The 13,170-nt window shown below is 62.9% G+C and carries 12 protein-coding genes; 2 read left to right on the plus strand and 10 right to left on the minus strand.

Annotated features, from left to right (window positions below; all coding sequences use genetic code 11):
* Nucleotides 1–34 precede the first annotated feature (34 nt).
* On the plus strand, nt 35–1,123 hold the full coding sequence (locus tag ABWK72_RS02330; protein ID WP_367873167.1) for a DUF2891 domain-containing protein: 1,089 nt from the start codon (nt 35–37) through the stop codon (nt 1,121–1,123).
* A 36-nt stretch (nt 1,124–1,159) separates the two neighbouring features.
* Entirely contained in the window at nt 1,160–2,953 is a 1,794-nt protein-coding gene (locus tag ABWK72_RS02335; RefSeq protein WP_367873168.1) for a sulfurtransferase, read from the plus strand.
* Here the strand turns inward: ABWK72_RS02335 and ABWK72_RS02340 are convergent.
* From ABWK72_RS02340 to gatB, 10 genes are all read right to left on the minus strand, one after another.
* Complete coding sequence (locus tag ABWK72_RS02340; protein WP_367873169.1) at nt 2,944–3,609, minus strand: HAD family hydrolase; 666 nt, start codon at nt 3,607–3,609, stop codon at nt 2,944–2,946. The genes ABWK72_RS02335 and ABWK72_RS02340 overlap by 10 nt on opposite strands.
* Complete coding sequence (locus ABWK72_RS02345; RefSeq protein ID WP_367873170.1) at nt 3,606–5,075, minus strand: hypothetical protein; 1,470 nt, start codon at nt 5,073–5,075, stop codon at nt 3,606–3,608. The genes ABWK72_RS02340 and ABWK72_RS02345 overlap by 4 nt, the downstream gene beginning before the upstream one ends.
* A gap of 15 nt (nt 5,076–5,090) precedes the next feature.
* Nucleotides 5,091–5,537 (minus strand): GNAT family N-acetyltransferase, encoded by a 447-nt coding sequence (locus tag ABWK72_RS02350; RefSeq protein ID WP_367873171.1) that lies wholly within the window; start codon nt 5,535–5,537, stop codon nt 5,091–5,093.
* Nucleotides 5,534–6,427 (minus strand): glucosyl-3-phosphoglycerate synthase, encoded by an 894-nt coding sequence (locus ABWK72_RS02355; RefSeq protein ID WP_367873172.1) that lies wholly within the window; start codon nt 6,425–6,427, stop codon nt 5,534–5,536. Before ABWK72_RS02355 ends, ABWK72_RS02350 begins: the two co-directional genes overlap by 4 nt.
* Nucleotides 6,428–7,207, minus strand: a complete 780-nt coding sequence (locus ABWK72_RS02360; RefSeq protein WP_367873174.1) for an Hsp33 family molecular chaperone HslO — start codon at nt 7,205–7,207, stop codon at nt 6,428–6,430.
* Between the two features lie 93 nt (nt 7,208–7,300).
* On the minus strand, nt 7,301–9,343 hold the full coding sequence (locus tag ABWK72_RS02365; protein ID WP_367873175.1) for a TonB-dependent receptor family protein: 2,043 nt from the start codon (nt 9,341–9,343) through the stop codon (nt 7,301–7,303).
* 627 nt (nt 9,344–9,970) lie between these two features.
* Nucleotides 9,971–10,795 (minus strand): site-specific DNA-methyltransferase, encoded by an 825-nt coding sequence (locus ABWK72_RS02370; protein WP_367873176.1) that lies wholly within the window; start codon nt 10,793–10,795, stop codon nt 9,971–9,973.
* A gap of 60 nt (nt 10,796–10,855) precedes the next feature.
* Nucleotides 10,856–11,083 carry a hypothetical protein gene (locus ABWK72_RS02375; RefSeq protein WP_367873178.1) on the minus strand — a complete coding sequence of 76 codons (228 nt, stop codon included), beginning with the start codon at nt 11,081–11,083 and terminating at the stop codon, nt 10,856–10,858.
* Entirely contained in the window at nt 11,080–11,607 is a 528-nt protein-coding gene (locus tag ABWK72_RS02380; RefSeq protein ID WP_367873179.1) for a hypothetical protein, read from the minus strand. The genes ABWK72_RS02375 and ABWK72_RS02380 overlap by 4 nt, the downstream gene beginning before the upstream one ends.
* 9 nt (nt 11,608–11,616) lie before the next feature.
* A complete protein-coding gene (gene gatB / locus ABWK72_RS02385; protein ID WP_367873180.1) occupies nt 11,617–13,071 on the minus strand; it encodes an Asp-tRNA(Asn)/Glu-tRNA(Gln) amidotransferase subunit GatB in 1,455 nt (484 codons plus the stop codon).
* Between the last annotated feature and the right edge of the window lie 99 nt (nt 13,072–13,170).

The following is a 13,170-nucleotide window of genomic DNA, read 5'->3' on the forward strand; positions in this document are numbered from 1 at the left end:
TCCGTCCTCCGCTTCCGCCGCTTTGACTCCGCGCATGAATTTCAAGAGCACGCTTTCCCTGCTGGCCGCACTTGTCGCCACGGCGGCATTCGGGCAGGAAAAACCGATGACCAGTGCCCAGGCGGAAAGCTTCGCGAAACTCGCCCTCGCGGGGATCGACCGCGAATTCCCGAACAAGACCGGCCACGTCACCACCGGTCCGGAAGACCTCAAGACGCCGCGCGGGATGCACCCGGTATTTTACGGGCACTTCGATTGGCACTCTTCCGTGCACGGCCACTGGACGCTGGTCCGCCTGATCAAGCTGTTCCCCGATGCTCCCTTCGCAGCGGAGGCCCGCGAGGTCCTTAACGGCCGCTTTACCCGGCAGGCGCTCGAAGGCGAGGCCGCTTACTTTCGAGAGAAGAATAACAAGAGCTTCGAGCGCATGTATGGCTGGGCTTGGGCGCTGCGCCTCGCCATGGAACTGCGCACTTGGGACGATCCCGATGCCAAGCGCTGGTCGGCCGACTACGCGGTGCTGGAGAAGGAGATCGTGACACTCGCCGGGGATTATCTACCCAAGCTCGATTGGCCGATCCGCTGCGGCTTTCACCCGGAGTCCGCCTTCCCGCTCGCCCAGATGCTCGATTACGCCCACGCCACCGGCGATACCGGGTTCGAGCGGCTCCTGTTAGACAAGGCCCGTGCTTTCTACGGCAAGGATCGCAATTACCCCATCGCCTACGAACCCTCCGGCAACGACTTCTTCTCGCCGGGCCTCAATGCCGCGGATCTCATGCGCCGCGTGCTCCCCGCGGAGGAGTTCTCGAAGTGGCTCGATGACTATCTCCCGGCCCTCGCGAAAGGGGATGCGGGCAATCTGCTGACCCCCGTCACCGTCAGTGATCCCACCGACGGCCACCTCATCCACCTGGCCGGCCTCAATCTCACCCGTGCCTGGACCATGCGCGGTATCGCTTCCGTGCTCGCAGACACCGACCCGCGCAAGAAAGTCCTGCTCGATGCCGCCACCAAGCACAGCGAGGCCGGCCTTGCGATGGTTGTCACCGGCCACTACGAGGGCGAGCACTGGCTCGGCTCCTTCGCGACTTATCTCCTGAGCGGGGTAGGGGTGAAGTAATCCGTTTCGCCTGCCCATCCGTTCCATTTTCGAACCGTGTCCGTCGTCACCAACATCGCCGCCTACCGCTTCGCCCGCATGGAGGGCCTCAAGGAATTGCGCGAAGACCTGCTCTCCTTTTGCAAGGAGCACGGTCTGAAAGGCACCATCCTGCTCGCGCCCGAGGGCATCAATCTCTTCCTAGCCGGTGATGCAGATGCCGTCGAAGGACTGCTCGTAAAACTCCGCAGCTTGCCGGGCCTCGAAGACCTCGCCCCGAAATACAGCGAGAGCGACACCCAGCCCTTTTCGCGCATGCTGGTGCGCCTCAAGAAGGAGATCATCGCCTTCGGGGTCGAGGGCATCGATCCCGCCGCCTACACTTCGCCCCGCATCGAAGCCCGCACGCTCAAGCAATGGCTCGATGAAGGGAAGCCGGTGGTCCTTTACGATACCCGCAACGACTACGAGGTGAAACTGGGCACCTTCCGCAACGCGATCACCGCCGGCATCGATCACTTCCGCCACTTCCCCGAGGCCGTCGCCAAGCTTCCCGCCGAGATGCGCGATGCCCCGGTGGTCACCTTCTGCACCGGCGGCATCCGCTGCGAAAAGGCCGCACCCTTCATGGAGCGGGCCGGCTTCCGCGAGGTCTATCAGCTCGAAGGCGGCATCCTGAAATACTTCGAGGAAGTCGGAGGCGACCACTACGATGGCGAGTGCTTCGTCTTCGATCAACGCGTGGGCGTGGACCCCGCCCTCAGCGAGACCGGCTCGGCCGTCTGCTTCGCCTGCCAGGCACCGCTGACCGCTCACGAACAGGACGACCCACGCTACGTCGCGAACGTCTCATGCCCGCACTGCCATCGCGAAAGCAGCGATCAAATGGCGGAGCGAATCGCCGCCCGCCATGCCGCCTTGGCCCGCCTCACGGATACTCTACCCGGTAGCGTCCCCTACGAAAACCGCCGCCCGTTGCGGATCCCCGGACAGCATGACGGTAAGACGATCCTCGACACGCTCATCGCCATCTTCCCTCAACTCGCGGCCGAGGGCTGGCTCCAGCATTTCGCCGCGGGCCACATCCTCGATCCCCGCGGAACCGCTGCCGCTCCGGAGCGGATCGTCAGGGCAGGGGAGGAGTGGCAGCGCCGCTTCCCCGGCACCGTCGAGCCCGCCGTGAATGCCGGAATCCGGGTGCTACATGAGGACGAGGCTATCGTCGTAATCCACAAGCCCGCGCCGCTGCCGATGCATCCCTGCGGTCGCTACAACCGGAACACCCTCGTCCATTTGCTTCACGAAGCTTGGCACCCCGAGAAGCCGCGGCCCGCGCATCGCCTCGATGCCAATACCAGCGGCCTCCTCGTCTGCGCCCGCACCCGTCACTTCGCCAAGCTGCTGCAACCGCAATTCACCCGCGGTGAAGTGGAGAAGACCTACCTCGCACTCGTCCACGGCCATCCCCCCGAGGACCAGCTTGCCGTCGATGCCCCGATCTCCGAGGAAGCTTCCGGTCCCGGCGCACGGGAGATCGAGGAAGGCGGGCTCGATTCCCTAACCGAGTTCCGCGTGCTTCAACGTCATGACGACGGAACCGCTCTGTTAGAAGCCCGTCCGATCACCGGTCGCACCAATCAGATTCGCATTCACCTCTGGCACGCCGGCTTTCCGATCATCGGCGATCCGGTCTACCTCCCGGCAGGCAAACGCGGCGATACCCAAACACTTGCGGTGGGCGATCCTCCCATGTGCCTCCACGCGGCTCAAATCTCATTCACTCACCCGCTAACGCTGGAGCGCGTAACCTTCGAGGCCCGGGCACCCGACTGGAGTGGCTTTCAAGCTTGAAGCCCCGCCAACTCGAACAGGCTGGACAAGATCCGGTCCGCCCCAGACTCATGCAAGCTGCGCCCGTGCAGCCGGAGCGAGCCCGGATCTCCGACGAGCAGCGCCGTCTTGAAGCCACACGCCTTCGCAGGATCGATATCCTTGAGCACGTCATTCCCCACGAAGAGCACCTCATCCGCCGCCAACCCGCGGGTAGCCAAAACCTCCCGCAAGGACTCGAACAAAAACGGATCCGGCTTCGCCCGCCGTTCCAAATACGAGAAGCGGCACAATTCGGGGTCGACCCCCAGCTCCTCCAGGGAAGCACCCAGACATTCCTCTAAGAGCGGCGCCGTGTAGAACTGCGCATTCGACACCAGACCCAGCGCGGGTCCCGCCGCAGCAAGCCCGCGCAAAGTCTCCGCCGCGCCCGGCATCTCCTTCACCGGGTTGCTCGCTTTCTCCTCTTCCAGCACAAGCGTCTCGATCTCCCCGCTCGAGAGCCCCGGATACAGCGAGCCATAAATCTCCCTGATATCCACCTCCGGAAAAGGATGCGGCGATCTCGCATGCTCCGCCGCAATCGCCTCCCTCAAGCGTGGATCGGGGTGCGTTCCGCCGGCATTGGAAACCAGCAGCGTCCCGTAGATGTCGAAGAGCACCGCGCGGATGCTCACGTGCACAGGAAGTGAAACGACCCCGGCTTGAGGAAGCGGCTCAGCACCTTGTGCTTCGGCACATACTCCGGTGCCGCCGGCTTCGCCTCGATCACCGCCTGATAGAGCTGCTGCAAGCGCTCCACATAGGCCGCCGTCGAATAGGCCGCCATGTCCTCGGGCTTAGCGGTCGGTCTGGTCTGCTTCAAGGTCCGCTTCAGCCAGCCCCGTAGCGGTTGAGTCTCGGCGCGAATTTCCACCAGCACGTTGTCGGCGTCCTCCCCGGCCAGGATGCGGTGGATTACCTGCCGCTGCAGGTCCTCCGGCAGGTTCCCGAAATCAAGGTGGCCCTTGTGCACCATCGCCGCGAACGAGCGGTCCAGTTGCTCGTTCGACATCGCCTGGCCATAGGCTTCCAAGGTCGCCCGCAGGCTCCGCACCAAGCGCTGCCGCAGGGTCTCCATGCCTACCCACGATGCCGGCACCAGCAGCCGGTCATACAGCCGTCCCGGGACGATGCCCGCTTCCGAGAAATCATTGGTCACCGCCGGCAGGTTCCGCCCCAGCAAGGGCTTGCCCACCGTGATCGGCTCCAGGAAGCCCAAGCCGAAGCCCTCCGAAACCGAGGCCGTGATGCAGTGCGTCGCATGCCGCAGCCAGCTGGAATAGGTGCGCAGTGCCTTGGGTGCCGGAGCCAGGCGGCCGACCACATCCATCATCACCGGCAGTTGTGTATCTTCCGCGAAGGCCAGCCACTCCTCGTGCACCGCCTGCCAGCGGACATTGTCCGGGCCCAGAGTCACCGCATAGCGCGTACCCTTCGGCGAGAGCGCCGCCAGCAGGAAAAGCTCGCCCAGATTCTTCCGCCGGATGCCGCGCACCGGGTAGAGCACCAGCGCGGATTCCGGCGCTGTCTCCAGCGGCTTCACCAATGCCGGTGCGGTGATCGCATTCGGCAGCAGCACCCCGCGCTCTGCCGGCAGCCCCGCGGCGACCAGGTAACCGCGGTCGCGTGAATTGAGGAAGGCATGCCGGATCCGCGGCGAGTGCGGATAAAGCGTCTCCGCATCCGCGATCACCTCGTAGTTCACGGAACGTCCGTCTTCCGCGAAATCGTGCATCTGTAGGACCATGGCGTCGCCCGCCTCCGCCAGGATCGCCACCGCATCCGCCATCGCCCGGTTGCGGCCGAGCGAATGGTTGTGGAAGTGCCAGACGACCGGCCCCGGACCGAGCGTGGCCGAGGCGGCGGCCCGCATCGCCTGCACCAGTTGCAGGCCGCTGGGCCCGCCGGGCTCGGTGCCGTAGCCAAGTCCTTCCACCACATGCACCGGTAGCTTCGCCCCGCTCTCGTCCGGATCGCCGCTCAGGATCACGTGCGGGATGCCTGCTTCCGTAAGGCAGCGCGAGGCGGTGTGGATCACGCGGGTCACGCCGCCGCGGTGCAGATGGTAGTGGACGATGGCGACGGAGAACGGCGGGGTCATGGGGATGAAAAAATTTCAGCGGTCGAGCGGTCCGAAGGGCTTCACGAAGTGAAAGCCCCAGATCTCGAAGCCTAGCCGATGATAGAGCCGGTGCGAGGCATGATTCGAAGTATAACTGTCCAAAACCACGAGCAGGCAGCCTTCCTCCCGCGCGAATTCCTCCAAGTGCCGGATCAGCGCCGTGCCAAGACCCGACGACCGCACCCCGGGATCGACCACCAGGTTGTCGATTTCCAGGTAACGGCCGCACCAGATCTTCGTGGCGATCCAAGCGCTTGCCACCGCCGCCAGCTCGCCCTCCGCGAAGGCGCCGAAAATGTGGTAGTGCGGGTGCTCCGCCAGGATCGTCTCGAAGCGCTCCTTCAGCACCTCCGCCGGGATCCCCGGATTCAGATGGCCGAACAGGGCAATGGCCGCGGAATGGTCCGAGGGAACAAGCTTGCGGATCTCCGGCGCGCTCACGCGGGTCTTTTAGCGCGGGCCGCGGCGGCTGGGAAGCGCTGGAGATAGTCGGGCAGCGAAATCATCGCCGGACGCTCGCCCGGGACTTCCACCGGCTCCGGCACCCGCGCGAAAAACGCCTCCAGGATCTCCCCGGACATCCGCCCCAGTTGAGCCAGCGAGCGGTTGCGGTGGATCCGCTCGTCGAGATCGGTCTGAGCAATCGCCCCGATCCCGTGAAGACGGTGGACGTCCAACAGATGTGCCGTCTCCACTCCGTACCCGGTGGGGAAGGGGATGCTTTCCAGAATCTCCCGCCGCGCCGCATACTCTCCGGCGAGCGGTTGGTGAAGCCCCGCGAGCTCCGGTCGGAAACGCTGAAGCAGGGGCCGCACGAGAATTTCCGTCACCCGCCCCCCGCCCCGCGGATCGACCCCCTCCTTGGCGAGAAGAGGCCGCTCGTAGAAGCCCTTCACGTAGCCGATTTCCGCATGCCGCAAGAGCGGCCCCACCGTGCCATAAACGAAGCGCGGATGGATGTTCCCGATGTCCCCGTCCACGAAGCAAATGATATCGCCTTTGAGCTGATAGACAGCCTTCCAGAGATTTTCGCCTTTGCCCGGCCTCTGCCCTTGGAAGGGCAGGATGTCCGCGGCGAGGACGACCTCCGCACCGGCCTCCGCAGCCAGCGCCCGGGTGCGGTCGGTGGATCCCGAATCGATCACTACCAGTTCGTCGAGCAGGGCGTGGCGCTCGACCAATTCCTCTCTCAGCACCGAGACCACACGGGCGATGGTTCCTTCCTCATTGAGCGTGGGGATGCACAACGACACCCGAAGCCCCGTCGCATCTTTCTCCGCAAGCAGCGCGGGAAGGTCGGAGAAATCGCGGTGGTGGAAGGAGCGCGGCATTCAGATCATGTCCCGGGTTACCTTGTATCTCGCCGCGCATCTCGGGCACTGCACCGTGATCACGTCCGCATCCGCGAAAAGATCGTCGGGCCGTTCCCGCCACGAACCCAGCACCGGCAGGATTTTCCCGAGGTCGCAACCGCAGTGAAAGCGGAAGCGCCGCGTCTCTAACAAGTTCGTCTCCTCGGCCTCCTGGATCCGCTCCGCCGCCTGGGTATCGAGCCCGGCCAGCCATTCCTCGTCGCAGTCCGGCTGGGCCACGACCAGCGAGAACAACTCGTCCTCGTGCCGGAAGATCCGCGCCGGCCGCTGTTCGGACTGCGAATAGAACTGCTCGATCCATCTCAGTGGATCGCGTCCCTCGACTTCGAGGGTCGAAAGCCGCGGCTCGGCAAGCTGCTTGGCCGTCACCTGCGAGTAGAAGAAATTCCGGTCCGGCTCGCGCACGTCCTCGGTGAAAAGCCGGCCGGTCACCGCCTCCTGCAACGATCCACCGGTGACGAACACATTCACCCGCGGAGCCCGCAGATTCACCGTCCACGCGATCGTCTCCGCCCACGGCCGCGCCACCAGATGCAGCGTCAGCCCGGCCAGGAAATCCTTCAGCATCAGGTCCAGCTCCGGATTGTGCCGGATCCCGTGCTGCATCAGGTGCAGGTAATAGTCCGTGTAAATCGGCGCGAACTTCGCCCTCAGCAGCAACGCATTCCGATGCCGGACGAAAATGGATTCGACCTTGGTGTATTCCTCGATGTCTGCGACCTGCTCCGGTTCTGGCACGCGACAGGGTAGAAAGGGGATGGCGGGAATTCCAAACGCGAAATTGCAATTTCCGGGCCGGCCTCCGGAATCCTCTCCGGAGGCCGGGTCCGGCTACCACCGCCATTGCCCGCCCACGTAGACGCTCCGTCCGTCTCCCGGCAGGAATTGGGAGCTGTCCTTGCCCTTGGCGTTTTCGATGACACCGGTGGTGGCAGCGTATTTCTCATCCGTCAGATTCCGCGCTTCGACGAACCAGGAGAAGCCTTCCTCCTGGCGCAGTCCGAACTTGAAACCCACGAGAGCGTAGGGGTCGGCGGAGAAGGTATTGCGATGATCGATGAAAGACTCCACCGGCACCCACTCGAAGGTCGGGCCAGCATACCATCCCGCCGCGTTCTCCCAAGTCAATTCACCGCGGATGAGGTGGGGCGGCAGGCCCGCAATTCGGTTGTCACCGTAGGTCGCATCGTTGTCGAAGCGGAAGTCCCCGTAGGTCCAGGCTGCACGCAGCACCAGCCGGTCATCCGCTTTCTCATTCCACGCCGTTCCCAGCAGGTCCAGCTCGAGGCCGAGTTCGACACCCTGGTGCACGGTCTTGTCCGCGTTGATCGTCGCGGTCGCCGTGGGCACGGCCGGATCGAGGACGATGGTGAGCAGTTCCTTGTCGATCTCCGCGCGATAGACCGACGCGTCCCACCGCAGGAGGCCCCGGCTGCCGCGGGAGCCCAACTCGAGCGTGCTTGCCGTCTGGACCTTGTTCGCGCCGCGGACGGTTGTCGATTCGCTGAAGGATGGCGCCTCGAAGCTGCCGGAGACATTTGCATAGAAGCTGGTGTCCGCGGCGGGATCCCAGAGAAGTCCCAATCGCGGCGCGAAATTCGAAAAATCGTTGGCGAAGATCGCCGCGGTCCCGAACTTGCGTTCGCTTTCCCGCCGCATGACCGCGGCCGTCGCAGCGGTAACCAGGTCGAAATGTTCGGTCAATTCGAGCCGGTTTTCGATGAACGACTCCACATTGATGGCTGTCTGATCTCCCTGCGCCACTTTCGCTCCGCGGTTTCCTCCGACATTCAGATAGTTGGAAGCATGGTTCAGACCGTAGCTATATGACACCCCTCCCTGGATGTGATTGGTCATGCCAAACAAGGTCGTTTCACGGGTGCCGGTAAGGCCGAGGTAAAAGTCGTTCGAGAGATAGTCCAAGACCTGGAAGATCGGGTGGTCCAGATCCTTGTAGGTCCAGGCCGCCGAGAGCTGCCAGGTAGTATCGCCTTGGCGGAGGAGAGTCCGTGATGCCAACCGGAACAGCTCGTAATCCCGCTTCTGGTCGCCGGTGATGTTCCCGGCATTCGCTTGCCGAGGAAAGCTCTCCAACTGCGCCTTGGTCAGATTTCCGGGCAGCTCCGAATCGGTCCTGACGGCGGTGAAGTAGAGCCTGGACTCCAGGTCGTCATTGAATCGCCAGCCGAAATTCCCGTAGAAGCGCTGGTTGTTCTGGTCCGCATGCTCGCGGAATCCTTGCTGATTCTGCTGGGTGAAGGAGGCGTAGAGATCGGCCGACCCTTCTGAAAAGCCGCCGGAGACTCCAGTCCGCAGGTATCCGAAGGATCCCGCTTCCACTCTCGCCGATCCGCCCGGGGAATCGATTCCATTGGCTGAAATGTAGTCGATCGCGCCGCCCAGGGTGGCGGCCCCGTATGACATCGCGTTGGCTCCCCGCAATACGTTGATATGGGTCGCGGCGGTGGGCTCCAGACTCTGCATGTCGAAGGCTCCATCCGTGGTGTTGACCGGGATCCCGTCCTGCATCACCCGCAGTCCGCGGCCATGGAAAGTCCGCTGGAGCCCCGAGCCCCGGATCGAGAGACGGGCTTCGTCGGATCCGAAGCGGGACTGGGCGATTACGCCGGGCGAGAGGGCAAAGGTATCGGCAACGGTGGATGAGCGGCCGCGGAGGTAGCGCTCGGAATCGACCACTTCCGCACCTCCCGGGACCACGGCAATCCGGGCAAGAGCGGATTCCAGGTCTTCGGATGTGCTTGGCGATCCGGCGGACGCGCGGACGACAACTTCAGGCAAGTGGTCGTTGGATTGAGCGGAAAGAGGCGAGATGGCACTCACCAAAACGAGCGCCGACATTGGAAATTGGTTCATGAATCATTGAGGAAAGACAGCCATGCCCTCCTGCACACGTTCAGCACGCGCAGGCCTGACTCCGCCAGAGACGGAAGGGCACGTCAGGACATCCATGCCGGCGGAAATGCCGGCGGATGAGATGGGAGACGACGATGGCCAGATCCTCAGATCCGCGGCGGCTGCAACAGGGGCACGGCGGCGCAGAGGCCGTCTTCCCCGAGAGGCGGAAGAAGCGGGGTTTGAACCACATCGCAGGTCACGGGCTCCGGCAATTCCATCACCGCTAGCGGCGGAATTTCAGGAGCCCCCTTCAATGGGTTCCGGGCTTCCTCAGGACCATCCTTGCCTCTTTTGCTGGCATCCTCTTTCTTCGCGGTTTCGATCTTTCGGCACAAAGCGCAGGGCTTCTCGCCGCTGAAGGTGTCCGAAACCGCCCGGGTCAGCGTCGCGCTCCTGTAATTCGAGGAAAGCATCCCGGCCCAAGCCACGGCTTGAGCCAAAGCGTAAGGGCCGCCTACCAGAAGAAGGCAGACATAGGCCGAAAACGCAAAATGAAAGAACCTCTTCAAGGCATTACCGCGAGCGCCCGAAGGAAGGCAGCAAGGGAGCAAGGATCAAAGCAAAATCCCAAGGGGTCTGCCCGGATCAAAAGAGATCGGGCTGCGCGGGTTCGGCCGGAGCCTCCAGCCGCTCCCTCGCCACGGAGAGATAGTAGTCGTCCAACTCGATCCCCGTGAAGTCCTTGATTCCCTGCCGCTGCGCCGCCACCGCCGAGGTCCCGATCCCCAAAAACGGATCAAGCAAGCGCGTCTCCGCGCCTTTCCCGTGGAGTTGGATGCACTGCTCCACCAAACCGATTGGAAAGCTCGCCGGATGCGGCCGGTCCTTGTCGCGTGAATTGATCGTATCGTAGGGGATGAACCAAGTATTCCCGCGGCATCTCCGGTCCACCCCGCCGGTGTGTCCCCAACGCGCGATGTTCGACTTGTCCTGATACGGCACGCCCGCCCCCCGCCGGTCCACCTCCACCTTGCCGTGCTTGGTCAGGTGGAAGATGTATTCATGGCAATCGTTGACGTAGCGCTTCGAATTGATCGGCTTGAAATGTCCCGCGCTGATCTGATCCCCGGCCCGCGTCTCCACGGTGATCGACTTGATCCAGTGAAAAGTATTCTGCAGTACGAAGAGCGGCTCCGGCCCCTCGGTGAAGGCGAGGATGATCTGATGCGGCATCAGCGGATTCGCCGGGGCCGCGCCCACATTGAGGAAGAACGACCCGTCATCTGCCAGCACCCGTTTCAGCTCCGTCGCCCAAGCCCGGCACCATTCCAGGAATTCCGCCCGGCCCGCAGTGTCATCGAAACTGCGGTAGTTGATCCCCAGATTATAGGGCGGGGAAGTCACTACCAGATCCACCGAGCCCGCGGGCAGGGTGGGGAGAACTTTCAGGCAATCACCGTGATGGAGCACGCGGGGATGCTGCACTTGCCACCCCGGACGCCAACCCGGAAAACCGCCGCTTTTCGCGTTTCAGGCCTTCCCGATCTTGCTAGCCGCCCCGAAGTCCGGCCAGGGCTCCGTCTGGCGGCCTTCGTTGCGCATGAAATCTTCAACCAGTTTCTCTCTCGTCATCTCACCCCGTCTCGCCAATTCCGGCACGATCTCTTCACAGACCCACCGTTGGTAAGCTTCAAAGCTCAAACTCGGCGACGGTGGATGCTCGGAGAAATCGGGAAGTTCGATATCGAGAACACTCATGATTTCATGCGGACCAGATCGTAGGAACTAGGACCTGCGAAGCGCTCGCAAAGCTCCCGCAACCTGCTTTCGGTGACTGCCCCACGATTTTTGCCCAGCAACTCGCGGATGTCCAGCAGGTCCTTGTCATGCCGTTCCTCGCGATCCTTCAAAGCGTGAAGCTTCATCGAAAGAAGCGCCTCGAAATTAATCACCGGAATGTCTCCATGAAACCCCGTCCGCTGGTCGGTATCGGCCATCTTCTCGAACGTCTCGGCGCTGACCCACAAGAGATCGATAGGAGGAAAGTCTTGGTCTTTCGCGAGTTGGAAGCGGGTTGCCATGGCCTCGAATGCGATTTCAAAGCCCAGCAATTTCATAAGAGCGAGTGCCCTGACTTCGTCCGCCCTTGAACAGATCCAATCGACGTCACGGGTGTATCGGGAATGGCCGTGGTGACTCACCGCCCATCCGCCCGCAAGAAGCAGGGGAATGCCCTCGCTTTCAAAGCGTTCATATAGGGATTGCGCGTATTGAGGTAGCATAACGCGGGCTCACTGGAGTTTCCCCTTCAAAAGGTCCGTCACCTGCTTCGGATTCGGCTTGTTCGGTGCAGCCTTCATCACCTGTCCGGTCAGCCAGTTGAGCAGCTTCTCATTCCCGCCCTTGATCTCCGCGACTTTCTCCGGATTCGCCGCAATCACCTGATCGCACAGGGTATCCAGTTCGCCCGCATCGGTCGGCTCAAACCCAAGTTCCTTTGCCACCGCAGCCGGGTCTTTCTCCGGTGCCTCAAGCAGAGCCACCAGAACCTCCCGGGCCTGGCTCAGCGCAAGCGTTCCGCCTTCCACCAAACTCAGCAAGCCTCCAACCTTCTCTGCCGAAAGCGGCGAATCCGCGATCGCCACCGATCGCTCGTTGAGTGTGCCCAGCAGTGTGTTCAGCAGGAAATTCGCCGCCTTCTTCCCCGGTAGCCCCGGCGTCGCCGCCAATGCCTCGAAGTAGTCCGCCAGCGGCAAATCCGACGAAAGCACCGAGGCATCGTAAGCACTCACCCCGAAATCCTTTTCATACCGCGCCGCCCGCTCGTGGGGCCGCTCCGTCAGCATCGCCCGCACCTTCTCCAGCAACGGCGCCGTCACCACCGGCAGCAGGTCGGGACAGGTGAAATAGCGGTAATCGTGCGCATCCTCCTTGGTCCGCATCAGCTGGGATTCTCCGCGGTCATCGTCCCAGCGGCGGGTCGATTGGATCTGCGGAATGCCCGCATCCAGTTCTTCCGCTTGCCGCTCCGTCTCATACTGGATCGCCCGCCGCACCGCCGAAATGGAGTTAAGATTCTTCAGCTCGATCTTCGCGCCCAGCGGATCGCTCGCCTTGCGTCGCAGCGAGATATTCACATCCGCCCGCAATTGGCCCTTCTCCATGTCCGCATCCGAAATCCCGCCTTGCTGCAGGATCATCTGCAGCGAGCGCAAGTAGGCCGTCGCCTCCTCCCCGGACTCGATATCCGGCTCGCTCACGATCTCCATCAGCGGCGTCCCCGCGCGATTGAAATCGATCAGCGAGGAACTGCCAAGGTGCGTCGATTTCGCCACATCTTCCTCCAGGTGAATGCGATTCAGCCGCACTTTGAAACCGGGGCGGGGGATATTCTTCCGCACGTCCGTCGGGTAGCAGTGCTCGTAGAGCGGCACCTCACCGCCGATGCAGAGTGGGAAATCCATCTGCGTCGTCTGGAAATTCTTCGGCATGTCCGGGTAAAAATAGCTCTTCCGGTCCCAGCGGGAAATCTCCGGCGATCCGCAGTCCAGCATCAGCCCCGCCAGCAAGGTTTTCTCGATCGCATGACGGTTCAGCACCGGCAGCGCCCCCGGCAGGCCGAGGCACACCGGGCAGGTCCGGGTATTCGGCTCCTCGCCGAATGACGTTTCACAGGCGCAGAACATCTTCGTGCGCGTTTTGACCTGGCAGTGGACTTCGAGACCGATCGTGACGAGGTAAGGCATGGCGGAACGCGGGGACTCTGGCGCGCCCGCGCCACTTGGCCAACCCTGAATCTCACCCTCCGATGGCTCGCCCCGCCCTTGCCAAATCCCTCCTTCCGG

Source organism: Luteolibacter sp. Populi (assembly GCF_040801775.1).
Classification (GTDB): Bacteria; Verrucomicrobiota; Verrucomicrobiia; order Verrucomicrobiales; family Akkermansiaceae; genus Haloferula.

Coding starts and splice junctions, on each gene's coding strand:
- ABWK72_RS02330 (WP_367873167.1), top strand. CDS start 35: ATGAATTTCAAGAGCACGCTTTCCCTGCTGGCCGCACTTGTCGCCACG.
- ABWK72_RS02345 (WP_367873170.1), bottom strand. CDS start 5,075: ATGACCCCGCCGTTCTCCGTCGCCATCGTCCACTACCATCTGCACCGC.
- ABWK72_RS02355 (WP_367873172.1), bottom strand. CDS start 6,427: ATGCCGCGCTCCTTCCACCACCGCGATTTCTCCGACCTTCCCGCGCTG.
- ABWK72_RS02365 (WP_367873175.1), bottom strand. CDS start 9,343: ATGAACCAATTTCCAATGTCGGCGCTCGTTTTGGTGAGTGCCATCTCG.
- ABWK72_RS02375 (WP_367873178.1), bottom strand. CDS start 11,083: ATGAGTGTTCTCGATATCGAACTTCCCGATTTCTCCGAGCATCCACCG.
- ABWK72_RS02380 (WP_367873179.1), bottom strand. CDS start 11,607: ATGCTACCTCAATACGCGCAATCCCTATATGAACGCTTTGAAAGCGAG.
- gatB (WP_367873180.1), bottom strand. CDS start 13,071: ATGCCTTACCTCGTCACGATCGGTCTCGAAGTCCACTGCCAGGTCAAA.